The organism is Variovorax xiamenensis, assembly GCF_050916385.1.
Lineage (GTDB): Bacteria > Pseudomonadota > Gammaproteobacteria > Burkholderiales > Burkholderiaceae_C > Variovorax.
Map to the genome: position 1 here is coordinate 2,465,001 of NZ_CP139038.1, position 20,700 is coordinate 2,485,700.

A 20,700-nucleotide genomic window follows, 5' to 3' on the forward strand; every position below is an offset into this window, starting at 1 on the left:
TATGAGACCGCACCCTCTACGATCTCCGCCATGACGGTTGCAAGAAGTTTCTCTTCCGCGGGCGCTGCCCGACACGTGGTGGTGATCGGCGCTGGCGCGGTCGGCAGCGCCACCGCCATCGAAGCACTGCGCGCGGGCCTGCGCGTGACGGTGGTGGAGCCCGGCGAGCCGGGCGGCCAGCACGCGACCAGCTACGGCAATGCCGGCTGGCTCTCATCGCACTCCGTGGTGCCACCCGCGCTGCCGGGCGCATGGCGCAAGGTGCCGGGCTGGCTGGCCGATCCCCTCGGACCGCTGGCCCTGCGCTGGCGCTACCTGCCGCGCGCCTTGCCGTGGCTGCTGCGCTACCTGGCCTCGGGCTGGACCGAGGCGCGCGTGCAGCGCACCGCCGACGCGCTGCGCACGCTGCTGGCCGATGCCCCGGCTCTGCATGCGCAACTGGCCGCCGAAGCCGGCGTGCCCAAGCTCGTCGAGCGGCGCGGGCTGCTGCACGCCTATCGCTCGCGTGCCGAGTTCGAGGGCGATGCGCTCGGCTGGCGCGTACGCGGGCGTACGGGCGTCCAGTGGGAAGAATGGCAGGAGGACGAACTGCGCCGCCGCGAGCCCGACCTCGACGCGCGCTACACGCTCGGCATCTTCGTGCCCGAGGCCGGCCACTGCCGCAACCCGGGCGCCTACGTGGCCGCGCTGGCACGGCATGCGCTCGATGCAGGCGCCGAACGCGTCGCCACCCGCGCGACGGGCTTCCGCATCGAGGGCGGCCGGCTACGCGCCGTGCTCACCGAGGCCGGCGAGATCGCCTGCGACGGCGCCGCCATCTGTGCCGGTGCACGTTCCGGTCCGCTGGCCGCCGCGGCCGGCTCCGCGGTGCCGCTGGAGTCGGAGCGCGGCTATCACGTGGTCGTCGAGGACGCCAAGGTCGGACCACGCACGCCGACGATGGTGGCCGACGGCAAGCTCATCGCGCACTGGATGGACGGCGGCCTGCGCGCGGCGGGGCAGGTGGAGATCGCCGGCCTCGAGGCCGCGCCCGACTGGCGGCGTGCCGAGATCCTGCATGCGCATCTGAGGTCGATGTTTCCCTCGCTTGCGCTGCCCGAGCCGGGATCGCCGACTCCCGTCAGGCACTGGCTTGGACACCGCCCGAGCCTGCCCGACGGACTGCCCTGCATCGGCCCGGCCGCCGCTACTTCAGACGTCGTGCTGGCTTTCGGGCATGGCCACGTCGGCCTGTGCGGCTCTGCGCGCACGGGGCGGCTGGCGGCGCAACTGCTCGCGGGAGCCGCGCCGGAGATCCCGCTGGCGCCCTTCGACCCGGCGCGCTTCTAGAGTTCGGCGCGCTCCAGTTCGGCGAGCAGGGCGCGCGTGGCGCGGCTGAGAAAGGCCGAGCGGCGCACCACGCAGGCCACGGGAACGCGCACATCCAGGTCGTCGATGCGGATCAGCGCGAGGCTTCCCCGCGCGACTTCCTCGGCAATGCCGCTTTCCTGCAGGAACGCGAGCCCGAACCCCGCCTCGACCAGCCGCTTCTGCGCCGTGAGGCTGTCGACGGCGCTCCAGTCGATGCGCTCCACGCCGCGCACGAGGAACTGCGAAAAGATCGCCTCCGCGTGCGGCTCGGCACGACGTGGCGGTTGAGGAAAGGCCAGCCACCGCTCCTTCGAGAGCCGCACCAGCGACTTCAGCCGCTTGCCCGCCAGCGGATGCGAGGGCGCGCAGGCGACCACCAGTTGCTCCTGGTGGATGACTTTGCACAGCAGGTCCGTCGACGGGTCTTCGTAGTAGCGCAGCCCCACCGCCACGTCGCTGGCGCGCACCTTCTCGCTGACCTCGGCGCTGGTGGCCGTCTGCAGGCGGATGTCGAGGCCGGGCAGCGAAGACCGAAGCTTCGCGAGCACCGACGCGAGGCCCGAACTCGCCAGCGTGCCGACGGCGGCGACGTGCACCGTTCCCGCCGCGTCGGACTTCGCGGCCTGCACGGCGGCCACCGCATCGCCGAGAGCGGCCGCAACCTTCTCGGCGTGCGGCAGCAGAGCCTCGCCCGCCTGGCTCAGCCGCAGCCCGCGGCCGACGCGCTCGAAGAGCGGCGCGTCGAGTTCCTCCTCGAGCAGCGCGAGGCGGCGGCTGATTGCCGACTGCGTGCGCGAAAGCGCGGTCGCGGCGGCGGAGACGCCACCTTGCCGGTGGACCATGAGGAATGTGGCGAGTGCTTCCGAATCCATGAGACGCAATCCATGCAAGGAATCGATGGGTTGAAGAAATATTATGCGTTTGACGCACGTCGGAGCGAACTCCACCATCGGGGCCTTTCATCGATCACGCCGGAGCTGGAATGGACCCGAAGACACGCATGGCGCGCGGCCGCGCCTTTCTCGAACTGCATCGCGCGAACCGCGGCTTCGTCATGCCCAATGCCTGGGACCCGGGCAGCGCCGTGCTTCTCGCGGCGGAGGGCTTCGAGGCGATAGGCACCACCAGCGCGGGCATCGCGTTCTCGCTGGGCCGGCCCGACTACAACGTCAGGGATTCCCGCCTCGCGGTGAGCCGCGAGCAAATGCTCGAAGTGGTCGGAAAGATCGCCGGGGCCGTGTCGATCCCCGTGAACGCCGACCTGGAGGCCGGCTACGGCGATGCGCCGCAGGACGTGGCCGACACCGTCCGCATGGCGATGGACGTTGGAGCCGCGGGCGGCAACATCGAGGACACCGATGCCGCGCATGGCCGCCTGTTCGACGAGGAACCGGCCGTCGCCCGCATCGCGGCGGCGCGTGCCGCGATCGACGCGGCGGGCGGCGGCTTCGTGCTGAATGCGCGCACCGACGCATTCCAGTTCCCGGGCAACGGCGCGCTGCGCATCGCGATCCAGCGCGCCAACCGTTTCATCGAGGCGGGCGCGGACTGCGTGTTCGTGCCCGGCGTCACCGATCCCTCCCTGGTCGCGACGCTGGCGCGCGAGATTGCGGGGCCGCTCAACATCGTGATGGGGCTGAACGAGGCCGGCGCCAGCGCCTGCGGCCTGATCGAAGCTGGCGCCCGGCGCATCAGCGTGGGCGGCTCGATCGCCCGCTCGGTCATGGCGCTCGTGAGGCGCAGCGCGCAGGAGCTGCATACGCTCGGAACGGTGTCCTACGCGAGCAGCCAGATCCCGCAGCGCGAGCTGAACGCGGTGTTCGAAGCCGCGCTGCGGGCGGGCCTCAGTTCGCCGGCGTCAGCGACAGCACGGTGAGCGCGCCGTCGACCTTGTCGGCCGTGAACTGAACCTTGTCGCCCGGCTTCACCTTGGCGAGCAGCGCGGGGTCGCTCACGCGGAACACCATCGTCATGCCCGTCATCTCGAGGTTGGGAATGTCGCCGTGCCTCAGCGTGATCTTCTTCGCGTCGACATCGATCTTGCGCACCTCGCCTTCGACGGAGGGCAGGGCGGCTTGAGCGAAGGCGGCCGCGGCGAGCAGTGCGGCAGAGAGGGCGGTGAACAGTTTCTTCATGATGGATTCGCTTCCTTGTTGGTGTTTCGTCGAGGTTGGTTCGATTCAGCGATAGCTCTGGTAGACGCGCGTGCTGCCGTCGGCCAGCACCAGCAGCACGTCGTAGGGGTCGCGCTGGTCGCCGTAGGCGGGGCCGTCCATGCCCGGCGAGCCCACCGGCATGCCGGGCACGGCGAGGCCGACGGCCGTGGGCTTCTCCTTGAGCAGCCGCTGCACTTCGCGCGCGGGCACATGGCCTTCGATGGCGTAGCCGCCGACCAGGCCCGTGTGGCACGAGCCCAGCTTGGCGGGCACGCCCAAGCGGTTGCGCGCGGCCGTGTTGCCTTCGTCGTGCACGCGGGTGGCGAAGCCGTTCTTGTTGAGGTGCTTCACCCAGTCCTGGCAGCAGCCGCAGTTCGGGTCCTTCCAGATCTCGACCATCGGCGCGGCGGCCATCGCGGTCGTCGTGGCGAACGGCAAGGCGGTGGAGGCCATTGCCAGCAGCATGTTTCTTCTGCGCATGGCGTTCTCTTTCAGGACTTGCCGGCGGCAGGCAGCACGCGCACGCGGCCGGCCATGCCGAGCTCGTAGTGGTCCTTCACGAGGCAGGCGAAGTCGAAGTCGCCCGCGCGGTTGAAGGTCCAGACCATGCTGCCGGTCTTGCCGGCGGGCACGTGGACCATCCACGGGTCGTCGTGCTCCATGTCGGGAAACTTCTTCATCATGGCCGCGTGGGCCTCGATCTCGGCGGTGGTGCCGAGCACGAGTTCGTGCAGCTCCTTGCCGCGGTTCTTCAGCCGCAGGCGGATGGTGTCGCCTTCGCGCACCTCGATGACCGAGGGCGTGAAGGTCATGTCGTCGGCCATCGCGATGTCGATGGTGCGCTTCACCGCGCTGCTCTTGCCCGCGATGCCCCAGGGCTTCTGCTCGGGGGCGAGTTCCGCCGCGCCTTTCGGCTTGGGGCTGTTGTGGGCCTCGTGCGCCAGCGACGCAGTGGCTGAAACCGCGAGCGCGAGGCCCGCGACGATGGACTTGAGGTGTGTCTTCTTCATGAGGTGAGCTCCGTAAAGAAAAGAGGGAGAAGAGAAGGGGTCAGTGGTTGTGAGCGTCATGCCCCGATGGCTTGCGCACGGTCGCGTCGGGCTTGCCGCCCTTCGGCGGCGCAGGCATTTCCTTGCGGGTTGCCGGCGGCACGTTGGTGTTCGGCACCTCGCGCGCGACCGTGCCGGCCGGATGCCTGAACCAGCCCGGATCGCGGTAGTCGCCCGGCTTCTGGTCGCGCCGCACCTTCAGCAGCGTGAACATGCCGCCCATCTCGGCCGAGCCGAAGGGGCCCGTGCCGGTCATCATCGGCACGGTGTTGTCGGGAATGGGCATCTCCATCTCGCCCATGTCGGCCATGCCCTTGTCGCCCATCACCATGTAGTCGGGCACGAGCTTGCGGATCTTCTCGGCCACGCCCTTGTGGTCGACGCCGATCATGGTCGGTACGTCGTGGCCCATCGGTCCCATCGTGTGGTGCGACTTGTGGCAGTGCAGCGCCCAGTCGCCTTCCTCGTCGGCGATGAACTCCATCTGCCGCATCTGGCCCACCGCCACATCCACCGACACCTCGGGCCAGCGCGCCGTGCGCGGCACGGGGCCGCCGTCGGTGCCGGTCACCTCGAACTCGTGGCCGTGGATGTGAATGGGGTGGTTGGTCATCGTCAGGTTGCCCGCGCGGATGCGCACGCGGTCTCCCTTGCGCACGTTGAGCGTGTCGATGCCCGGGAACACGCGGCTGTTGAAGCTCCAGATGTTGAAGTCGGTCATGGTGTTGACCTTGGGCGTGGCGCTGCCGGGCTCCACGTCGAAGCTGCCGAGGAGGAAGCAGAAGTCGCGGTCGACCTTCTCGATCAGCGGGTGCTCGGCCTTCGGGTGCGTGACCCAGAAGCCCATCATCCCCATCGCCATCTGCACCATCTCGTCGGCGTGCGGGTGGTACATGAAGGTGCCGGGGCGGCGCGCGGTGAACTCGTAGACGAAGGTCTTGCCCGGCGGTATGTGCGGCTGCGTGATGCCGCCCACGCCGTCCATGCCGTTGGGCAGGCGCTGGCCGTGCCAGTGCACGGTGGTGTGCTCGGGCAGCCTGTTGGTGACGAAGACGCGCACGCGGTCGCCTTCGACCACCTCGATGGTCGGGCCGGGCGACTGGCCGTTGTAGCCCCACATGTTGACCTTGAAGCCCGGTGCCATCTCGCGCACGACCGGCTCGGCGACAAGGTGGAATTCCTTGACGCCCGCGTTCATGCGCCAGGGCAGCGTCCAGCCGTTGAGCGTGACTACAGGGTTGTAGGGTCGGCCGTTGGGTGGTGAAAGCGGTGGCGCGGTGGCGGTGGAGCCCTGCGACACAGGTTCGGGCAGCGCTGCCATGGACACGCGGCTCACGCTCGTGGCGGCGACGGCCGTGGCCGCGCCCGCGAAGAAGTTGCGGCGGTTCATGTCAGTGGCCTCCCGTTGCCGGAGCTTCGGCGGCCGAAGCGGTCTGCAGCGCCGACATGCCGCCGGGCGAGCTGCCCGTGAGCACCAGCTGCAGGTCGGTGTCGGCGATCCAGAAGTCGCGCTGCGCCTCGATGCCCGCGTTCACCGCGAGCATGCTGGCGCGCGTCTCGCCGAGCAGTTCCCACACGCTGGCGAGCATGCCGTTGTAGCGCAGCACCATTTCCTCGTTGACCTTCCTGCGCAGCGGCAGCACCTCGTCGCGGTAGCGGCGGGCCAGCGCATAGGCCGTGTTCCAGCCCTGCCATGCCTCGCGCGCCTCGCTCGCAGCGAGCACGCCCACGTCGCGCACGCGCGCGGCCGACTGCAGGTACTGCGCCTCGGCGCGGCCGTTGCGCGACTGGCCCCAGTCGAAGATCGGTATCGGCAGGTCTAGCTCGAAGCCGCGCTGGGTCTTCTTCGTGCGGTCGGCGTCGTTGTCGAAGGTGGTGTTGCGCACCACGCCCAGTTCCATCGCGTTGATGACGCTGGTGGCATGCGTGAGGCCGAGCGAGCCGGCCACGGCGGTGTTCTGCGCCTGCGCCGAGCGCACGTCCAATCGGTCGCGCAGCGCCAGCGCCTGCACGTCGCCGAGTTCGGGCGCGGCCTTCGGCAGCGGCGGCAGGCGATCGGGCAGGGTGTAGCGGGCGGCGCGCTCGCCGTTCAGGCCCATCAGGCGCGTGAGCTGCTCGCGCGAGGCGACGGCGGCCTGCTCGGCGCGCGCGAGCTGCGCGGCCGCGTCGGCCAGCAGGAGCTGCTCGCGGGTGCGTTGCAGCGCGCTCCAGTTGCCGACCTGAGCCATGCGGTGCGCGAGCTCGGCACCGGCTTCGGCGGCTTCCTTCGCGTCGCGCAGGTAGGCCACGCCCTGCTGCGCCGCCACCGCGCGCACCCAGGCGCGGCGCGTGTCGGCGGCCAGCATCAGCACGCTCTGCGCGGCCTGCAGCTTGGCCGCCTCGTGCCGCTGGCCGGCCCACCGGGCCTGCCATGGCAGCGTGACGAGGCCCAGCACGTTGAAGCTGAGCATGCGCTCGAACTCGCGCTCGCGGCCCTGCGCCAGCCGGCTGAACGAGAGCACCGGGTTCGGCAGGCTCGCGGCCTGCACGCGATCGGCATCGCTCAGCTGCAGGGTGGCGAAGGCGTCCTGTACGCGCGGGCCGTTGATGAGCGCGATGCGCACCGCGGATTCGACGTCCAGCGGCCTGGCGAGCAGCTCGTCGACGTTCTTCTGCGAGGCCTCGTCGGGCGTGCGCTGGGCGGAGGCGCCCGCCATGAGCGGGTTGCCCGAAACCAGCGCCTGCACGTCGGCGCTGCCGCCGTCGGGCGAGAGGCTGGCGCAGCCGGCGAGCACCAGCACGGTGGCCAGCGCGGCGCCGGTCCTGATGAATGGAAGCAGGGGCCTGTCGCCGACCTCGATCGGGCCGGGCGAGCGGGCTTTGCTACGCTTCCGATAGCGATGAGTGCCGGCGGCATGCCGGCGGATGAGGGAATTCACTTTCGATCTCCATGAGCAATACGACGGACGCCGCGAGCCGGAAATGGCTCACCGCGGACGGACTACGGGCAGGGAGATCAGGAAATGGGCGGCTTCAGGCCCTGGACGGGCTCCGCGCTGGCGAAGCGGGCCGCGTGGGCCGCGGGCGACGCCTGGGGCGCGCCATGGACGATGGCGACCAGGGGCATGCCGCCGAGTGCCACCGTGTGGCAGACCTGGCATGCGACGCAGGTGCCGCAGCCCTGGTGGTCGGTGTTGTGGTTGGTGCTGTTGCCGCCGCCGTCGTCATGGCCGGCGTGGGCCGACATGTCCATCGCCATGTCGCCGCCCGCATCCATCGCCTCGTGGCAATGGGCTTCGGCCGCGGCGGAAGCCACTGTCGCGGCCTCCATGGCCATCGGCAGCGAGTGCCGCACCATCTCGACCGCCATTGCATCGCCCAGCCAGCCGCGCACGGGCAGCAGGACGATCATGAGGGCAAGCAGCAGGGTGCGCATGGGGCGGGATGATAAACCGGCGTATCGGGCGGCCGGTCAAGACACCAGCTGGCCGCGGGCCTTGTCGACCCACACCTGCAGGTTGTCGAGCAGGTCCTTCTGGCTGAACGAGCAGCTTTCCTCGCTGAAGAGCGCGCTCGATTCCAGCCGGTCGAGCAGCCCCAGCAGCACCTCGCCGTAGCGCGGGGGCAGGGCGCCCAGCAGCTCGATGCTGGCGCGGGCCTCGTCCGACAGCGTGGTGACGGAGCCGCCACCGGTGCGCAGGGCCGCGACGCGCGCGGCGACGGCGTCGAGCTGCTGCAGCGCGGCGCTCACGACGCGTTCTTTCCGGGAGGCGGCAGCGAGAGGCCGCGCTCGCGCATCAGGTCGCGCAGGATGTCGGGGTAGTCGGTGATGATCCCGTCGGCGCCCCAGTCCATCAGCCGCTGCATGTCGGCGCGCTGGTTCACCGTCCAGGGCAGCACCTTCAGGTCGAGCTTCTGCGCCTCGCGGATGACCTCGGGCGTAAGGTCGGCGAAGGCCGGCGACCAGATCACCGGCCCCGGCGCGTTGGCCGACGCGGCCCTCACCATCTGCGGCACCGAGGCGAAGCTGGCCGCGTCGAAGCCGTCGGTCCAGCGCTTGTCCTTCAGCGTGCGGGCCGTGCTGAGATAGGCGCGCGGCATCTGCGGCGCGAGCTTGCCGACCAGCGTGAGCGTGCGCCAGTCGAAGCTCTGGATGGTCACGCGCCCGGCCATGTTCGCCTTGTCGATCTCGGCGAGCAGCGCGCGCACCATCGGCTCGGGCGCGGCGGTTTCGTCGGGCTTCGAGGGATCGATCTTGGTCTCGATGTTGAAGCGCACCGTGGCGGCGTCGGCGCCGCGCGCCTGCACCTGCGCGAAGAGCGAGGCCAGCGTGGGAATGCGCTCGCCGTCGCGCGGAATCTGCAGCGCGAACAGCTTGCCGTAGTTGCTCGCAGGGTTGATGCGGCCCACGTCGTAGGTCTGCAGCTGCGCCAGCGTGAGCGTGCGGATCGGCGCGCCGCTCTTCGGCGCCAGCCAGGCGCCGCTCGCGTCGCGCGTGTGATCGGGGTTGAGCGAGGTGTCGTGCGAGATCACGACCACGCCGTCGGCCGTGAGCCCGATGTCCAGTTCCAGCGTGGTCACGCCCATGTCGACGGCATTGGAGAACGCGGCCAGCGTGTTCTCGGGCGCCAGCCCGCGCCCGCCGCGGTGGGCCTCGAGGTCGAAATGCTGCCTGGCCTTGGGTGCCACGGCCGCGCAGCCCGCAAGCACAAGGAGAAGGGCGGAGGCGATGAGTGTGTGTTTCTTCTTCATTTGAGCTGTACCTTGATTCCGTTGTCCTGCACCGTGATGTCGCCGATTTCGTAGGTCTTGCGCCCGACGGTGAGTTCGTCGGCGGTGAAGCTGCGCAGCACCTGTCCCTGCAGGAGCTCCTGGGCGACCACTGCGCCCACCTTCTGCAGCCGCTCCGCGTCGCGGCCTTCGATGCCCTGCAGCTCGAGGCGCTCGGCCTTGGGCTGGTCCAGCCGCAGCGCGCGCGCCGTGGTGTCGTACCTCAGCGCGCTGCTGACCGACACCACGCCCTGCACAGGCGAGGCTGCGAGCAGCGGGCTCGCGATGGTCAGCGTGGCGGTGATGGCCGCGCGGTTGGCCTTCGAGTCCAGGCCCAGCTGCGGATCGCGCAGGCCGACCATGAAGATCTCGGCATAGCGCTCGGCCACCGGAAAGCGCTTGGCGATCTGCGTCTGAAGCTCGTCGCGGCTGGCGGTGTATTCGCTGGTGAAGAAATTGAAACCGGCCAGCGCCGCGAAGGGCGCCTGCAGGGCCGTGACGCCCAGCAGCGCGCGCAGCACCCGGCGGCGGGAGGTGGGGGGATGCATGGGACGGAAGTTCATAGCCGTCGGAGCTTGCCACAGGCACGGGCGGTTCCCTGAAGCCGGCCCCGGCGGCGCTGAATTTTTAAACGGCATGTAAATTTTTCCGTACCGAAGGTAAAGATATGTAGTGCGAAATGGCTATATTCGGCGTGCGCACCAGGCAGCATTCCTGCGCCTACAGGAATGCCCACCCATGCGAGCGACGGGAGGCGGCTCGAGTGCCCGCCCGTTTCACTCCCACACGGATGCTTTTTCATGCTGCTTCAACCCGATGGCACCGGGGATGCTTCAGCGCGCCCGGCAGGCCTTGCAGTGCGCGACGACGCGGCATCGCCGCCGGCCCGGCCTTGCGCCAGTTCCCACTTTGCTTCCGCGATGGCCTGGATGGCGGTCTGGGCCATCGCGTGGATCTCGGTGCTCTCGGCCCTGCACCTCACGCCGCCGACGGATTCGGTCGAGCAGCTCACCTGGGTGCGCTCCATCGAGTGGGGCTATCACAAGCACCCGCCGCTGCCCACGATGATGATCTGGCCACTGGTGCAACTCTTCGGCATCCAAGAGTGGGTGGTGGGCGCCGCCGGCGCGCTGGTCATTTCGGGGGCGCTCGTGATCTCGTGGCGGCTGGTGCGCGAGCTGGCGGGCAATCATTTCGCGGCGCTGGCCATGCTCGGCTCGCTGAGCGTCACCTACTACAGCGGCCGCACCAACTTCTACAACCACAACACGGTGCTGCTGCTCTTCGTGGCGGCCGCCGCGTGGTTCTGCTGGCGCGCCTTCGCCGATCGCTCGCGTGGGGCCTGGCTCGCGCTGGGGCTCATGCTCGGTCTTGGCGCGCTGGCCAAGTACCAGGTCGCGCTGGCGGCCCTCAGCGTGATCGCCTTCTGGCTCCGGCAGCGCGGCTGGCGCGACCCGCTGCATCTGCACGGACTGCTGAGTGCCGCCGCAGTCGCCGCCGTGGTCTTCGCGCCGCACCTCTGGTGGCTGGTGGCGCACGACTTCCTTCCGCTGCGCTACGCCAGTCACACCTCGCTCGGCGCCGCGATGGGCTGCGCGCAGCGCGCGGCCCACGCGCTGCTGTGGCTGGCTGACCAGTGCAACCGCCTGAGCCCGGCGCTGCTGCTGGCGGCGGGCCTGTTGTGGAAGACGCGGCGCGGCGCCGGGCCGGCCGTGCGCGAACCGGGGCCGCCGCTGCCCGAGGTCCGCGCCGATGCCCGCGCATTCCTCTTCATCTGGGGCCTGCTGCCGCTGGCGACGATCGTGCTGATCGGCCTGGCGACCGGTGCCGACCTGCAGTTCCAGTGGGGCACCGCCTTCATGTCCTTCACCTGCGCGGCGCTGATGCTGCTGCTGCCGATGAGCCGCTGGCACCGCATCGAGCGCCGCGACGCGACGACCGGTTTCCTGGCCGTGCAGATCCTGCTGTTCGCGATGACCTGGGTGATGTCGCCGATGAGCGGGCTGGGGCTGTCCAAGAGCCGTTCGGGCGGTTTCCGCTCGGAACACTTCGCGGCCCGCATCGGCCCGCCCGCGCGCATCGTGCTGGGCGGGCCGGTCATGATCGTCGGCGGCTCCTCGCGCATCGCGAGCGCCATCGCGCTTCGCCTGCCCGAGCGACCGCTGGTGCTGCTCGAAGGCGATCTGGTCGCAAGCCCGTGGGTGTCCGTCGCGCAGATCGAGCGGCATGGCGTGCTGTGGGTGGGCGACGAGCGCTCGCTGCCGCCGCCGCCCGGCCTCGAGCGGCATTGGGTGACCGGCAAGCTGTGGTGGGCCGTGCAGCTGCCCAGGCCTGACCTGGACTGAAGCCGGACTGAACCCGGACTGAAGCGGCTCAGGCGCCGGCGACGCGCAATTCGTAGCGGGCGAAGCTCCGCTCGCCCTTGTGCATGACGCTGTGCAGCGAGAAGCCGAAGCGCTCGTACAGCGAGCGCAAGGGTGCCCGGTCGGCCACGCAGTCCAGCCTCAGGTACGGACGGCCGAGCTGCGCGGTGCGTTCGCGCGCGAACTCCAGAAGCCGCATCGAAACCCCGCGTCCCGCCCAGGCCCGGCTCACCGCGAGCTTGTGAACGTAGAGCGAGGTGCCGGCTTCGATCTCGGGCCAGAAGCCCGGGTCTTCGAGGTCGAGCCGCACCACGCCCGCCACGCCACCCAGGTCTCCGCCTTCGCGTGCGATGAAGTAGCCGCCGGCATCGGTGTCGCGCTGGATGCGCTCCAGCCCGACGTCGCCCGCCGACCAGAGCGGCCGGCCCTCGCCGGCGATCCACTGGGCGGCTTCGTTCAGCACGGCCGCGACGGTGGCGGCCTCGGAGGGCTTGGCTTGTTCGATCTGCATGGGGGCAGGAGCATAGCGACGCCGGGGCTCAGGCATGCCTGACGACGTCGAAGCCTTCTTCCGGCGAAGGTGCCGCGAAGTGGCTGCTGATCAGGTCGAACTGCTCGTCCGTCGTCTCGAAGGGATGCGTGCCGCTCGCGTTGCGCGCGCGAAGCCGCTCCTTGCAGACCGCGTCGGGCACGTCGAGAAAGTGCAGCGCGTGCGCAGCGCCGGCCGCCTCGAAGATGCCGCGCATCCACTGGCGGCTGGCCACCGTGTTGGCGGGAAAGTCGAGCACTACCGACACGCCGGCCCGGAGCAACCCGGCCACATGGGGCGCCATGGCCTGCTTCAGCCGGCCCGCGCAGCGCACGTAGTCGGGCAGTTCGCGGATCTCGCCGGGGTAGAGCGCGGCGAGCCATGCGTCCTCGCTGATCAGCACCGTGCCCGGCGCCGTTGCGAGCTGCTTCGTGAGCGTCGACTTGCCGGCGCCGATCTTGCCGCAGACCATGTGAAGCACGGGGGTGGATGTGGCGGTCAATTCGTTTCTCCTGCTGGATGGGTCTTGAAGACACCCCGGAAACGAAAAACCCGCCTCCTGGGGCGGGTCGCGTGGCATGTGCCTGTGAAGCTGCGCGCTAACCCGCCATCCCTTTCGGGATGATGCGAATGATCGGCGCGATGTACAGGCAGGCCACGGGCAGAGGATAGCCCAGGCCGCTCTGCGCGGTCGTCAGTCGTGCAGCGACGACAGGAACTGCTTCAGCTCCGCCGTCTGCGGATTGCCGAACAGCTCCGCCGGCGGCCCCATCTCGTGGACGCGGCCCTGGTGCATGAAGATCACGCGGTCGCTGACCTTGCGCGCGAAGCTCATCTCGTGCGTGACCATCAGCAGCGTCATGCCCTCGTCGGCCAGCGACTCCACCACGCGCAGCACCTCGCCGACCAGTTCGGGGTCGAGCGCGGAAGTGATCTCGTCGCACAGCAGCACGGCCGGCTCCATCGCCAGCGCGCGGGCGATGGCCACGCGCTGCTGCTGGCCGCCCGAGAGCTGGTCGGGCATGGCGTCGAACTTCTCGGCCAGGCCCACGCGCGCGAGCAGCTTGCGCGCCTGCGAAGCGGCTTCGAGGCTGCTGCGCTTCTTCACCAGCGTGGGCGCGAGCATCACGTTGCGGCCCACCGACAGGTGCGGGAACAGGTTGAAGCTCTGGAAGATCATGCCCACGCGCTGGCGCAGCTCGCGCATGGCCATGGTGCTTTCGTGCAGCAGCGGCTTGCCGTCGACCGTGAGAGAGCCCTCCTGGAACACCTCCAGCCCGTTGACGCAGCGAAGCAGCGTGCTCTTGCCCGAGCCGCTCTTGCCGATGATGGCGATCACCTCGCCGCGCTTCACCTCGAGGTCGATGCCCTTGAGCACCTCGTTGGTACCGTAGGACTTGCGCAGCGCGGTGATGCGCACGATGGGGGCGCCCACCGAGGTGGCGGGTTGCTGTTGCGGCTCAAGCACGGCGGCCATGGGATTTCCTCTCGAGATTCTTGGCGTACAGGCTCACCGGGAAGCACAGCACGAAATAAAGCAGGGCCACGCAGCTGAACACCACGAAGGGCTGGAAGGTGGCGTTCGAAATCATGCTGCCGGCCTTGGTGAGTTCGACGAAGCCGATCACCGACGCGAGCGCCGTGCCCTTGATGACCTGCACCAGGAAGCCCACGGTGGGCGCAATGGCGATCTTCACGGCCTGCGGCAGGATCACGTGGCGAAGCTGCTCGCCGAAGCTCAGCGCGAGGCTGCCCGATGCTTCCCACTGTCCCTTCGGGATCGAGGCCACGCAGCCGCGCCAGATCTCGGTGAGGAAGGCGCTGGTGTAGAGCGTGAGCGCCACGCTGGCGGCGGTCCACGCCGACACATCGATGCCGAAGAGGGCGATGCCGAAATAGGCCAGGAAGAGCTGCATCAGCAGCGGCGTGCCCTGGAAGAGCTGCACGTACAGGCCCACGGCCTTGCCGATCGCCTTGCCGCCGCGCAGCCGCAGGAAGAGCAGCAGCGCGCCCACGATGCCGCCGCCGATGAAGGCGATGAGCGAGAGCACGACGGTCCAGCGCAGCGCCAGCAGCAGGTTGCGCAGGATGTCCCAGAGAGAGAAGTCAGCCATGTTGGTGAAAGTGCCCGTGTTCGCTCAGCGCCCGAAGAAGAACTTCGGCCCCGCCCAGTCGAGCAGCCGCCGCAGCGCCACAGACAGTGCCAGGTAGACCAGCGTGGCGACGATGAAGGCCTCGAAGGCGCGGAAGTTTCGGCTCTGGATCAGGTTGGCCGCGTAGCTCAGCTCCTCGGTGGAGATCTGGCCGCACACCGCCGAGCCCAGCATCACGATGACGATCTGGCTCACCATCGCGGGCCACACCTTCTTCAGCGCCGGCGGCAGCACCACGCGCAGGAACACCTGCGAGCGGCTCAGTGCCAGGCTCACGGCCGCCTCGATCTGCCCCTTGGGCGTGGCCTCGATGCCGGCGCGGATGATCTCGGTGGAGTAGGCCCCCAGGTTCAGCACCATCGCGATCACCGAGGCCACCTCCGGCGTGAGCTTGACGCCCGCCGCCGGCAGTCCGAAGAAGATGAAGAACAGCTGCACGATGAAGGGCGTGTTGCGGATCAGCTCCACGTACGTGCCCACGACGGCGCGCAGCCACCCGGGGCCGTCGGCACGCGCCCACGCGCAGAAGGTGCCCACGATCATGCCCAGCACGGTGCCGATGGCGGTCAGGCCGACGGTCCATGCCACGCCGCGCAGCAGCAGCGGCCACTCGGAGAGCACCGCACCGAAATCAAACTCGATGTTCATAGGTCAGTCTGTTCGTGGAACGCCGCGAAACCGGCTTCGCCGGGCCGCAGGCGTTGCCCCCGGCGAGGGGGTGTGCGCAGCGACACGAAGTGCGCGAAGCATGGGGGGAGTGCCCGTTCAGACGGGAAGGTCGCCGGCGGCCTTGCCGAGCCACTTCTTGGACATGGCGTCGAGCGTGCCGTCCTTCTTGGCCGCCGCGATGATCTCGTTGACCTTGGTCTTCAGCGCGGTCTCGCCCTTGGCGACGCCCACGAAGCAGGGGCTGTCCTTCAGCAGCAGCTTGAACTCGGCGCTCACCTTCGGGTTCTTGGCGAGCATGTCGCCGGCGACCGCCGCGCTGGTCGCGAGGGTCTGCGTCTGGCCGGCCACGAAAGCGGCGATGGTCGCGTTGTTGTCCTCGAAACGGCGGTAGTCGACGTTCGGCGGCGCCACCTTGTTCAGCTCCTGGTCTTCCATCGCGCCGCGCGTCACGGCCACGGTCTTGCCGGCCATGTCGGCGAAGCTGGTGAGCTTCATGCTCTTGGCCGCATACACGGCCTGGAAGAAGGGCGCGTAGGCCGACGAGAAGTCGATCACCTTCTCGCGCTCGGGGTTCTTGCCCAGCGTGGAGATCACGAGGTCGGCCTTCTTCGTCTGCAGGTAGGGGATGCGGTTGGCGCTGGTCACCGGCACCAGCTCGACCTTCACGCCGAGCTTGGCGGCGATGAGTTCGGCCATTTCAACGTCGAGGCCCTGCGGCTTCATGTTCTTGTCGACCGAGCCGTACGGGGGGTAGTCGGTGGGCACGGCGATCTTGATGGTCCTGGCCTTGAGCACGTTGTCGAGCGCGTTCTGGGCATGCGCGGCGCCGGCCGAGGCCAGCATGGCGGCGGAAGCGAGCGCGAGGGCGACGCGGCGTTTGGATGCAGAGAAGGTCATAGCAAGGCTCCTAGGTAAGTCGAAGAATCGGAATCGGGTGGCGCGCCGGGCTTGCGGCCCTTGCCTTTGGGTGCGGTCGTGGGCGCCGCCGTGTTCTGCAGCGGCGCCAGCGCGTCGCGCAACTGCGCCAGCGGGTCGGTGGGCGCCTGCACGCGCAGCGCCGACTGCACCGTGCCGATGTGCTCGGCCATCAGCGCCTCGGCGGCGGCGTGGTCGCCGCGCTCCAGCGCCGCGACGATGCGCACGTGGTCCTCGCACGACTGCACCGCGTCGTGCGTGGACTGGTAGAGCATGGCGATCAGCGTGGTGCGGGCCGTGTAGTCGCGCAGCGTGTCGGCCAGCAGCGTGTTGCCCAGGCACTCGGCCAGGCACACGTGGAAGTCACCCAAGAGGAAGCTGCGGTTGCCGACGTCGCTCTCTTTCAGTGCGGCCTTTTCACGCTGCAGGTGCGCCTTCAGCTGGCGCAGGGCGGTCTTTTCGATCTTGCCGGCGGTGCCCGCGCTGCGGATCAGGCCCAGCTCGATCACGCGCCGCGCCTCGAAAGCCTCGCGCGCCTCGTCCTGCGAAGGCTCGATGACGAACCAGCCGCGCCGCGCGCTCACCGTGACGATGCCGCGCGCCGCCAGCCGGGTGAGGGCCTCGCGCACGATGGTGCGGCTGCAGTCGAACAGCATCGCCAGCTGCTGCTCGCCCAGGCGCGAACCCGGCGCGAGCTTCTGCGCCATCACCGCCTCGACGATGCGTGCACTGATTTCGGATGCGGAAATGGCCATATGCCTGCATACCAGCAGCTTCTGTGCCAACTGGTATGCAAGATTTGCGCACCTGAATGGAGCGCGGCCCGGCGCGGGGCCCCCGCGGCGTGCCCCGGTTCAGTGCCGGGCGCGGCCCAGCGCGCTGGCCGGCAGCGCCAAAAGCATGAGCAATGCCGACAGCACCAGCGCCCCGCTCAGCACGTACAGGCTGGCCGTGAAGCCGCCCGTCAGCGTCTTGAGCCAGCCGACCATCATCGGCGCCACCAGCCCCGCGCTGCCGCCGATGGTGCTGATGAGCGCGATGCCCGCCGCCGCCGCGCTCTTCGACATGAAGTTGCCGGGCACCGCCCACAGCACGGTGAACGCCGCCGAGATGCCCATGGCCGCCAGCGCGAGGCACAGCACGGCGGCGATGGCGTCGTGCATGAAGAGCGTGGTGAGCGCCAGCCCGGCCGCGCCGGCGACGGCACTGAGCGCGAAGTGCCAGCGCCGCTCCTTGCTGCGGTCGGAGTGCCGCCCCACGACGATGTTGGCCGCGATGCCCGCCACAGCCGGAATCACCGAATAGAAGCCGATCTGCAGCACGCTCAGCCCCATCGACTTCAGGATCGTGGGCTGCCAGAACGACAGCGCGTAGATGCCCAGGATGATGAGGAAGGACATGAAGCCGATCAGCCAGACCCGCCCGTCGCGCATCGCCGCGCCGAAGGTGTGGCGCTCGGCGGCGCCGTGCGCGGCCTGGTCCTCGGCCAGCAGGCGGGCCACGCGCTGCTTCTCGGCGGCGGAAAGCCAGGCCGCCTGCGCCGGGCTGTTCGACAGCCAGCGGAAGGCCGCGATGCCCAGCAGCACGCTCGGCAGCCCCTCCAGCAGGAAGAGCCACTGCCAGCCGCGCAGCGACAGCACACCGTCGAGATACGTCATCGTCAGCCCGGCGATCGGCCCGGCCACGATGGGCGCCGCGCCGAAGGCCATGAAGAAGAGCGCCGTGGCCTGCGCGCGCCGGTGCGAGGGGAACCACAGCGTCAGGTAGAACAGCACGCCCGGCGCGAAGCCCGCCTCGAACACGCCGATGAGAAAACGCAGCACATAGAACTGCGTGGGCGTGGTCGCGAACATCATCGCGGCCGAGGCCAGTCCCCACAGGCCCATGATGCGCAGGAGCGTCGCGCGCACGCCGACCTTCGCGAGCATCAGGTTGCTCGGAATCTCGAACACCGCGTAGCCGATGAAGAAGATGCCCGCGCCCAGGCCGAACACGGCGTCGCTGAAACCCAGCTGGTCCTTCATCTGCAGCTGGGCATAGCCCACGTTGGTGCGGTCCAGGTAGTTCAGCACGTAGCAGGCGCACAGCAGCGGCATCAGGCGCCAGGTGATCTTGCGGAAGAGGGTCGCGTCGTCGCGCGCGCTCGCGTCGGTCGAGGTGTCCGGCGAGCGCGCCTTGGCGGCATCGAGGGCGGCGGTGTTCATCGATGTGTCTCCTTCGTTCTTCTTGAATGAGCTTCAGGCGGTGGTTGGCGTGCCGTGGCTGGTCTCGCCCCAGAGGTGGCTGGTGGGCGCTCCCGGGAACAGCCAGTGCGGCGTGCATTCGGCCGAGGGCACCACGTTGCTGAAGCCGTGCGCGGCAGAGGTGCCGGCGAGCGTCTTCTCCAGCACCATCGACAGGTACTGGTCGTTGCTGCTTTCCTGCGTGTTGCCGTTGAGGATCACCTCCGCGCCGGTTGCCTTGGCATAGCGGCGGATGCCGTTGTGCCGCGACTGCATCGGCGCCCAGCTGTCGGCCGACACGCCGTTCTCGCTGCTCACCCGCAGGCCGTCGCCGCTGCGGTAGACCAGCGAGTGGTTGCCTTCGGTATGGCCCGGCGTGTGCACCAGCGCCAGCCCGCGGCCGAGCTGGATGCTGCCGTCGAAGGGCACGATGCGTTCGGTCGGAATGCCGTCGAGGCCGTGCGGGCAGTACCACTCGGCCTGCACCGGCAAGAGGCCTTGCACGCTGGCGAGTTCCTGGCGGTGCACCAGCAGCCTCGCATTCGGCAGCAGGCCCGGCGTTCCGGCGCTGCCCAGCCAGCGGCGCACGTCCTGCGTGTGCAGGTGGTCGTAGGTGATGTAGTCGATCTGCTCCGGCGCGATGCCGCAGCTCGCCAGCGCCTGCGGCACGGTCTGGTAGACCGGCGCGATCGCCTTGTGCAGGAACTTCGGTGTCTGCTCGGCCAGTCGCTTGAAGTAGGGCGTCTCGTTGCCGGCCTCGAAGTCGGCCGGGGTGAACAGCAGTGTGCGCAGCTGGCCCTCGAAGTCGTCGTACTGGATCAGCACGGTGCGCGCCAGCAGATGCACCATGTGCGGCTTGAGCAACTGCTGCGAGTAGACGCCGGTGAAGGCGAACCACGCGGGATATGGAATGCGCAGCAGGTTGAAGCTGCGCGCGAAGCGCACCGGTGGCGCATCGAGCAGGCGCTCGCGCAGCCCTTCGGCGGCGTGGCGGATGGCGCGCAGGCGGTCCTGCGGCATGGCGGCGTCGCGCGCGCCGTCGAAATCCGCCAGCTGCGCGAGCCCGGAGGGCTCTGGGTCTCGGATCATGTGGGTCTCCTTGTCTGCCTCGAAGGAAGCGAAGCGAAATGGATGGGGCGCGCTCAGTACATCGAGCGTCCGCCCGAGATGTCGAACACCGCGCCGGTGCTGAACGAGCAGTCGTCCGACGCGAGCCAGGCGGCCATGGCCGCCACCTCGTCGACCTCGACGAAGCGCCCCATCGGCACGCGCGAGAGCAGGGCGGTGCGAAGCTGCTCCCGGTGCTCGGCAGGGACGGCAGCGAACACCTCGGTGTCGGCGGCCGAGGGCGTGATGCAGTTCACCAGCACCCCCGACGAGGCCAGCTCCTTGCCCAGCGACTTGGTGAGCGCGATGAGCCCGGCCTTCGAGGCGGAGTACGCGGCGTTGAAGCCGTTGCCCTCCTTGCCGGCAACCGATGCGATGTTCACGATGCGACCGCGCCGCCGGGCGAGCATCGCCGGCACGATCGCGCGGCAGCACAGCCATGCGCCCGTGAGGTTGATGTCGAGCACGCTGCGCCACTGCGCGGGCGTGTGTTCCCAGGCCGGCACGGTCGGGCCGAGCACGCCGGCGTTGTTGACGAGGATGTCGATGCCGCCGAAGCGCTCCTGCGACTGCGCGGTCGCGCCGGCGATCTGGTCTTCGTCGCGCACGTCGACGACTGCCGAGGTGGCGGTGCCGAGCGGCGCGAGCGTTTCCAGGGCATCGGCGAGCGACGACGCATCGAGGTCCCACAGCGCGACGCTCGCGCCGGCCGCGAGGTATCGCCGCGCGATTGCCAGCCCGATGCCGCGCGCGCCGCCGGTCACGATGGCATGCCGGCCCGCGAGCGCGTCGCCGCGCAGCGCGCTCATGCGGCCGCCGTCTCGGCTGCGCGCGCGGTGGCCGGCTGCTGGCCCAGCAATCCGCCGACCAGCGCGGCGACATGTTCCGCCGGCACGCCCGCCAGCAGCTGCCGCAGCATCGTCAACGTGTCGAAGTACACGCGCTCGCATACCAGCCGGTCGCCCTCGAAGATGAAGAAGGCATTCATGCGGCAGCGGAAGCTGTTGCCGGTCGGCGGCAGGCCCTTGAGCGGACCCTTGTGCGTGCCCAGCAGCCAGAACTCGACCACCACCGAGTCGTCGGCGTGGCGCAACTGGATGATCTCGTGGCGCTGGTCCGGAAAGGCCCGGCGCGTGTCGATGTAGTACTGGCGCACCTCGGCGGTGCCGTCGTGTACTTCGCCGCTGGGAATCAGCTCGTAGTGCGGATGAGGGAAGGTGCCGAGCACCGCGTCGAAGTCCTGCCTGGTCTCGTCTGCGAAGTGGTCGAGCACGAGGCGCTCGCGGCGGGCCTGGAGTTCGGTGCGTGGGGTGTTGTCGTTGCTCATCGGGGTGTGCTCCATGTGACAGGAATGGCTGCTGACATCGGGTTGGCGCGAATGCGCCTGCCCGGGCTCGCTGCGTACTATCGGCACGCCCCTGAAACAAGACTGTCCGGT

The 20,700-nt window shown here is 69.4% G+C and carries 24 protein-coding genes; 3 read left to right on the forward strand and 21 right to left on the reverse strand.

Annotated features, from left to right (window positions below; all coding sequences use genetic code 11):
- Window positions 1-30: 30 nt before the first annotated feature.
- A complete protein-coding gene (locus SFB74_RS10835; RefSeq protein ID WP_432730824.1) occupies window positions 31-1,329 on the forward strand; it encodes an NAD(P)/FAD-dependent oxidoreductase in 1,299 nt (432 codons plus the stop codon).
- Here the strand turns inward: SFB74_RS10835 and SFB74_RS10840 are convergent.
- A complete protein-coding gene (locus tag SFB74_RS10840) occupies window positions 1,326-2,222 on the reverse strand; it encodes a LysR family transcriptional regulator (RefSeq protein ID WP_432730825.1) in 897 nt (298 codons plus the stop codon). The genes SFB74_RS10835 and SFB74_RS10840 overlap by 4 nt on opposite strands.
- A 110-nt stretch (window positions 2,223-2,332) precedes the next feature.
- On the opposite strand from SFB74_RS10840, the gene SFB74_RS10845 reads away from it, so the two are divergent.
- On the forward strand, window positions 2,333-3,226 hold the full coding sequence (locus tag SFB74_RS10845; RefSeq protein WP_432730826.1) for an isocitrate lyase/PEP mutase family protein: 894 nt from the start codon (window positions 2,333-2,335) through the stop codon (window positions 3,224-3,226).
- On the opposite strand, the gene SFB74_RS10850 is transcribed toward SFB74_RS10845, so the two are convergent.
- From SFB74_RS10850 to SFB74_RS10890, 9 genes are all read right to left on the reverse strand, one after another.
- Entirely contained in the window at window positions 3,195-3,485 is a 291-nt protein-coding gene (locus SFB74_RS10850; protein ID WP_237679549.1) for a copper-binding protein, read from the reverse strand. The two genes, SFB74_RS10845 and SFB74_RS10850, sit on opposite strands and share 32 nt — an antisense overlap.
- A 45-nt stretch (window positions 3,486-3,530) precedes the next feature.
- Window positions 3,531-3,986, reverse strand: coding sequence for a DUF411 domain-containing protein (locus tag SFB74_RS10855; protein WP_432730827.1), 456 nt, complete (start codon window positions 3,984-3,986; stop codon window positions 3,531-3,533).
- Window positions 3,987-3,997: 11 nt separating this feature from the next.
- Window positions 3,998-4,516: a cupredoxin domain-containing protein gene (locus SFB74_RS10860; RefSeq protein WP_432730828.1), complete on the reverse strand. Its 519-nt coding sequence runs from the start codon at window positions 4,514-4,516 to the stop codon at window positions 3,998-4,000.
- 40 nt (window positions 4,517-4,556) lie between these two features.
- Window positions 4,557-5,945: a multicopper oxidase family protein gene (locus tag SFB74_RS10865; RefSeq protein ID WP_432730829.1), complete on the reverse strand. Its 1,389-nt coding sequence runs from the start codon at window positions 5,943-5,945 to the stop codon at window positions 4,557-4,559.
- A gap of 1 nt (window position 5,946) precedes the next feature.
- Window positions 5,947-7,473 carry a TolC family protein gene (locus tag SFB74_RS10870; protein ID WP_432730830.1) on the reverse strand — a complete coding sequence of 509 codons (1,527 nt, stop codon included), beginning with the start codon at window positions 7,471-7,473 and terminating at the stop codon, window positions 5,947-5,949.
- Between the two features lie 77 nt (window positions 7,474-7,550).
- Entirely contained in the window at window positions 7,551-7,970 is a 420-nt protein-coding gene (locus tag SFB74_RS10875) for a hypothetical protein (protein WP_432730831.1), read from the reverse strand.
- 36 nt (window positions 7,971-8,006) lie between these two features.
- Entirely contained in the window at window positions 8,007-8,285 is a 279-nt protein-coding gene (locus SFB74_RS10880) for a hypothetical protein (RefSeq protein ID WP_432730832.1), read from the reverse strand.
- On the reverse strand, window positions 8,282-9,286 hold the full coding sequence (locus tag SFB74_RS10885) for a glycerophosphodiester phosphodiesterase family protein (RefSeq protein ID WP_432730833.1): 1,005 nt from the start codon (window positions 9,284-9,286) through the stop codon (window positions 8,282-8,284). Before SFB74_RS10885 ends, SFB74_RS10880 begins: the two co-directional genes overlap by 4 nt.
- The gene (locus tag SFB74_RS10890; protein WP_432730834.1) at window positions 9,283-9,852 is read right to left on the reverse strand and encodes a DUF1439 domain-containing protein; all 570 of its coding nucleotides are present in this window, start codon (window positions 9,850-9,852) and stop codon (window positions 9,283-9,285) included. Before SFB74_RS10890 ends, SFB74_RS10885 begins: the two co-directional genes overlap by 4 nt.
- 252 nt (window positions 9,853-10,104) lie before the next feature.
- On the opposite strand from SFB74_RS10890, the gene SFB74_RS10895 reads away from it, so the two are divergent.
- A complete protein-coding gene (locus SFB74_RS10895) occupies window positions 10,105-11,649 on the forward strand; it encodes an ArnT family glycosyltransferase (RefSeq protein ID WP_432730835.1) in 1,545 nt (514 codons plus the stop codon).
- Window positions 11,650-11,677: 28 nt separating this feature from the next.
- Here SFB74_RS10895 and SFB74_RS10900 read toward each other — a convergent pair whose 3' ends face one another.
- From SFB74_RS10900 to SFB74_RS10950, 11 genes are all read right to left on the reverse strand, one after another.
- Complete coding sequence (locus SFB74_RS10900) at window positions 11,678-12,178, reverse strand: GNAT family N-acetyltransferase (protein WP_432730836.1); 501 nt, start codon at window positions 12,176-12,178, stop codon at window positions 11,678-11,680.
- 28 nt (window positions 12,179-12,206) lie between these two features.
- The gene (locus tag SFB74_RS10905; RefSeq protein WP_432731919.1) at window positions 12,207-12,668 is read right to left on the reverse strand and encodes an AAA family ATPase; all 462 of its coding nucleotides are present in this window, start codon (window positions 12,666-12,668) and stop codon (window positions 12,207-12,209) included.
- A 222-nt stretch (window positions 12,669-12,890) separates the two neighbouring features.
- Complete coding sequence (locus SFB74_RS10910) at window positions 12,891-13,673, reverse strand: amino acid ABC transporter ATP-binding protein (RefSeq protein ID WP_432730837.1); 783 nt, start codon at window positions 13,671-13,673, stop codon at window positions 12,891-12,893.
- Window positions 13,657-14,310 (reverse strand): amino acid ABC transporter permease, encoded by a 654-nt coding sequence (locus SFB74_RS10915; RefSeq protein WP_432730838.1) that lies wholly within the window; start codon window positions 14,308-14,310, stop codon window positions 13,657-13,659. Before SFB74_RS10915 ends, SFB74_RS10910 begins: the two co-directional genes overlap by 17 nt.
- A gap of 24 nt (window positions 14,311-14,334) precedes the next feature.
- Entirely contained in the window at window positions 14,335-14,997 is a 663-nt protein-coding gene (locus SFB74_RS10920; RefSeq protein WP_093300901.1) for an amino acid ABC transporter permease, read from the reverse strand.
- Window positions 14,998-15,114: 117 nt separating this feature from the next.
- Window positions 15,115-15,915, reverse strand: coding sequence for a transporter substrate-binding domain-containing protein (locus tag SFB74_RS10925; protein WP_432730839.1), 801 nt, complete (start codon window positions 15,913-15,915; stop codon window positions 15,115-15,117).
- Complete coding sequence (locus SFB74_RS10930; RefSeq protein ID WP_432730840.1) at window positions 15,912-16,688, reverse strand: GntR family transcriptional regulator; 777 nt, start codon at window positions 16,686-16,688, stop codon at window positions 15,912-15,914. Before SFB74_RS10930 ends, SFB74_RS10925 begins: the two co-directional genes overlap by 4 nt.
- Before the next feature lie 99 nt (window positions 16,689-16,787).
- On the reverse strand, window positions 16,788-18,137 hold the full coding sequence (locus SFB74_RS10935; RefSeq protein ID WP_432730841.1) for an MFS transporter: 1,350 nt from the start codon (window positions 18,135-18,137) through the stop codon (window positions 16,788-16,790).
- 33 nt (window positions 18,138-18,170) lie between these two features.
- On the reverse strand, window positions 18,171-19,244 hold the full coding sequence (locus SFB74_RS10940) for a hypothetical protein (protein ID WP_432730842.1): 1,074 nt from the start codon (window positions 19,242-19,244) through the stop codon (window positions 18,171-18,173).
- Window positions 19,245-19,297: 53 nt separating this feature from the next.
- Entirely contained in the window at window positions 19,298-20,071 is a 774-nt protein-coding gene (locus tag SFB74_RS10945) for an SDR family NAD(P)-dependent oxidoreductase (RefSeq protein WP_432730843.1), read from the reverse strand.
- Window positions 20,068-20,589 carry an ester cyclase gene (locus tag SFB74_RS10950; RefSeq protein WP_432730844.1) on the reverse strand — a complete coding sequence of 174 codons (522 nt, stop codon included), beginning with the start codon at window positions 20,587-20,589 and terminating at the stop codon, window positions 20,068-20,070. Before SFB74_RS10950 ends, SFB74_RS10945 begins: the two co-directional genes overlap by 4 nt.
- Between the last annotated feature and the right edge of the window lie 111 nt (window positions 20,590-20,700).

What these genes read in the sequence shown, in the direction of transcription:
- SFB74_RS10835 (WP_432730824.1), top strand. Translation starts at nt 31, where the DNA reads ATGACGGTTGCAAGAAGTTTCTCTTCCGCGGGCGCTGCCCGACACGTG.
- SFB74_RS10840 (WP_432730825.1), bottom strand. Translation starts at nt 2,222, where the DNA reads ATGGATTCGGAAGCACTCGCCACATTCCTCATGGTCCACCGGCAAGGT.
- SFB74_RS10845 (WP_432730826.1), top strand. Translation starts at nt 2,333, where the DNA reads ATGGACCCGAAGACACGCATGGCGCGCGGCCGCGCCTTTCTCGAACTG.
- SFB74_RS10850 (WP_237679549.1), bottom strand. Translation starts at nt 3,485, where the DNA reads ATGAAGAAACTGTTCACCGCCCTCTCTGCCGCACTGCTCGCCGCGGCC.
- SFB74_RS10855 (WP_432730827.1), bottom strand. Translation starts at nt 3,986, where the DNA reads ATGCGCAGAAGAAACATGCTGCTGGCAATGGCCTCCACCGCCTTGCCG.
- SFB74_RS10860 (WP_432730828.1), bottom strand. Translation starts at nt 4,516, where the DNA reads ATGAAGAAGACACACCTCAAGTCCATCGTCGCGGGCCTCGCGCTCGCG.
- SFB74_RS10865 (WP_432730829.1), bottom strand. Translation starts at nt 5,945, where the DNA reads ATGAACCGCCGCAACTTCTTCGCGGGCGCGGCCACGGCCGTCGCCGCC.
- SFB74_RS10875 (WP_432730831.1), bottom strand. Translation starts at nt 7,970, where the DNA reads ATGCGCACCCTGCTGCTTGCCCTCATGATCGTCCTGCTGCCCGTGCGC.
- SFB74_RS10885 (WP_432730833.1), bottom strand. Translation starts at nt 9,286, where the DNA reads ATGAAGAAGAAACACACACTCATCGCCTCCGCCCTTCTCCTTGTGCTT.
- SFB74_RS10890 (WP_432730834.1), bottom strand. Translation starts at nt 9,852, where the DNA reads ATGCATCCCCCCACCTCCCGCCGCCGGGTGCTGCGCGCGCTGCTGGGC.
- SFB74_RS10895 (WP_432730835.1), top strand. Translation starts at nt 10,105, where the DNA reads ATGCTGCTTCAACCCGATGGCACCGGGGATGCTTCAGCGCGCCCGGCA.
- SFB74_RS10900 (WP_432730836.1), bottom strand. Translation starts at nt 12,178, where the DNA reads ATGCAGATCGAACAAGCCAAGCCCTCCGAGGCCGCCACCGTCGCGGCC.
- SFB74_RS10905 (WP_432731919.1), bottom strand. Translation starts at nt 12,668, where the DNA reads ATGGTCTGCGGCAAGATCGGCGCCGGCAAGTCGACGCTCACGAAGCAG.
- SFB74_RS10910 (WP_432730837.1), bottom strand. Translation starts at nt 13,673, where the DNA reads ATGGCCGCCGTGCTTGAGCCGCAACAGCAACCCGCCACCTCGGTGGGC.
- SFB74_RS10915 (WP_432730838.1), bottom strand. Translation starts at nt 14,310, where the DNA reads ATGGCTGACTTCTCTCTCTGGGACATCCTGCGCAACCTGCTGCTGGCG.
- SFB74_RS10920 (WP_093300901.1), bottom strand. Translation starts at nt 14,997, where the DNA reads ATGAACATCGAGTTTGATTTCGGTGCGGTGCTCTCCGAGTGGCCGCTG.
- SFB74_RS10925 (WP_432730839.1), bottom strand. Translation starts at nt 15,915, where the DNA reads ATGACCTTCTCTGCATCCAAACGCCGCGTCGCCCTCGCGCTCGCTTCC.
- SFB74_RS10930 (WP_432730840.1), bottom strand. Translation starts at nt 16,688, where the DNA reads ATGGCCATTTCCGCATCCGAAATCAGTGCACGCATCGTCGAGGCGGTG.
- SFB74_RS10935 (WP_432730841.1), bottom strand. Translation starts at nt 18,137, where the DNA reads ATGAACACCGCCGCCCTCGATGCCGCCAAGGCGCGCTCGCCGGACACC.
- SFB74_RS10940 (WP_432730842.1), bottom strand. Translation starts at nt 19,244, where the DNA reads ATGATCCGAGACCCAGAGCCCTCCGGGCTCGCGCAGCTGGCGGATTTC.
- SFB74_RS10945 (WP_432730843.1), bottom strand. Translation starts at nt 20,071, where the DNA reads ATGAGCGCGCTGCGCGGCGACGCGCTCGCGGGCCGGCATGCCATCGTG.
- SFB74_RS10950 (WP_432730844.1), bottom strand. Translation starts at nt 20,589, where the DNA reads ATGAGCAACGACAACACCCCACGCACCGAACTCCAGGCCCGCCGCGAG.